This window comes from Clostridium sp. D5, assembly GCF_000190355.1.
Lineage (GTDB): Bacteria > Bacillota > Clostridia > Lachnospirales > Lachnospiraceae > Faecalicatena > Faecalicatena fissicatena_A.
The window spans coordinates 1-1,602 of sequence record NZ_GL870841.1 but is presented as its reverse complement, the minus strand read 5'-3'; the positions used below and the strand labels follow the sequence as shown (position 1 = coordinate 1,602).

Annotated in this window: 2 protein-coding genes; both read right to left on the bottom strand. The window is 36.9% G+C overall.

Annotated elements, in window-relative coordinates; translation table 11 throughout:
- Window positions 1-66 precede the first annotated feature (66 nt).
- A complete protein-coding gene (locus HMPREF0240_RS23195; protein ID WP_009005823.1) occupies window positions 67-1,026 on the bottom strand; it encodes an IS3 family transposase in 960 nt (319 codons plus the stop codon).
- A gap of 2 nt (window positions 1,027-1,028) precedes the next feature.
- Window positions 1,029-1,442 (bottom strand): HTH domain-containing protein, encoded by a 414-nt coding sequence (locus HMPREF0240_RS23190; RefSeq protein WP_009005822.1) that lies wholly within the window; start codon window positions 1,440-1,442, stop codon window positions 1,029-1,031.
- Between the last annotated feature and the right edge of the window lie 160 nt (window positions 1,443-1,602).

Genomic DNA, 1,602 nt, shown 5'->3' with positions numbered 1-1,602 from the left:
TTGAAGTGTACCCTTTGTCAAGGACAAATTTAAGAAGAAGGGATAATATGTTCTGTATAGACATCGCTATATTTCTTCTTCCTTTTTGGGTTCTTGTATTATCCCTTTCAAAGGATAATTCCCAGTTGTTATATATTGATAATACTCATTCGGAGACAGCTTTGCTAACTGCCATTGGTATCGCTCGTTATTATAGTAATCCAGCCAATCATCAATCCTTGGTTTCACTTCATTAAAGAACTTACACTGGCTTATATCTATTTCATCCTTCATATGCCCGAAAAAGCTTTCCTGAGGTGCGTTATCCCAACAATTCCCCCGCCTGGACATGGACTGCCTTAAACCTTTATCCTTCACCAGCTGAATAAAACTGCAGCTTGTATAATGACATCCCTGATCCGAGTGAATCATTGTATCAGTCTGCAAGGAAACCCCATGCTTTTCAACCATTTGATTTACCGTTAATAGTACAAAATCCACCTCTAACGATTCACTTAGTACATACGATAATATTTCCTTTGTAAATGCATCTAGAATCGTTGATAGGTAACAGAACATCCCATTATAAGGAATATATGTAATATCTGTTAATAAGACCATTCTAGGGCCATATGATGTGAATTCCCTTTTCAAAAGATTATCCGCAACATTATTTGTCTTTATTGCTTTTGCCATTTGCCTATAGGGATTTGCAGCCCTAATCTTACATACTAACCCATACTTTTTCATCAGGCGGCGGATCTTTTTAACATTCATTATCACAGGTGGATTTTGGTGAACCAGAGCCATATAAATGCCTTTTGCGCCTTTATCATATCCACGTTTTGTATACGCACTGAGGATCATTTCAAAATCTGCCTGGTCTTGTAATTCTTGCTCTTCTCTTTCACCTGCTGCTCCGACCCAGCGATAGTATCCTGATCTTGATACGCCTGCAATATCACAAAGCATTGTAACCGATAAGACATTATCTTTTTTGCTTATTAAATCATAGATAATCTCGAATTTGCAATCTGATCCACCCATAATCAGTCTTTCCGTTTCGAGTTGTCTGCTTTTATAATTTTTTTTAAGAACTCTACTTCCTGACGAAGATATAGGAGTTCATGCTGCATCTGTTCTATATTAGGCGATTCTGTTAAATCCGTTTTAACTTCCTTCATTGGAACTCTTTTTGTCCTGTTCGGGCCTTCGGAAAACCCGTGACCAGAAAGCGCTGCTTTTTTTATATGCTGGACTAGGCTGTCGATTCTCTTTTGACCAAACATTTCTGGATTATATCCCATATCAGCAATAATTTTTTTGGGGGTATTTCCAGCCTGATAGCTAATCCAAAAATCCTCCTTAAATTTTGCAGTATGGCTCAGCTTAAACTTCGTTACTTTCAGTGTATATGGATTTTTTATTAATTCTTTCATTTCTTTTGGGGTGTATTCTCGCATATCATTCTCCTTTAGATGTGTTTATTATATATCAACATCTATCAGAGATAAAGAACCCCTTCTTTACACTGTCCACTTTTAAGGTTTTATGCCTTCTTTTTAGTGTCCATTTTTAGGGAACCCTTCTTCTTAATGTGTCCACATCTATGGGTACATTATT

What these genes read in the sequence shown, in the direction of transcription:
- HMPREF0240_RS23195 (WP_009005823.1), bottom strand. Translation starts at nt 1,026, where the DNA reads ATGGGTGGATCAGATTGCAAATTCGAGATTATCTATGATTTAATAAGC.
- HMPREF0240_RS23190 (WP_009005822.1), bottom strand. Translation starts at nt 1,442, where the DNA reads ATGCGAGAATACACCCCAAAAGAAATGAAAGAATTAATAAAAAATCCA.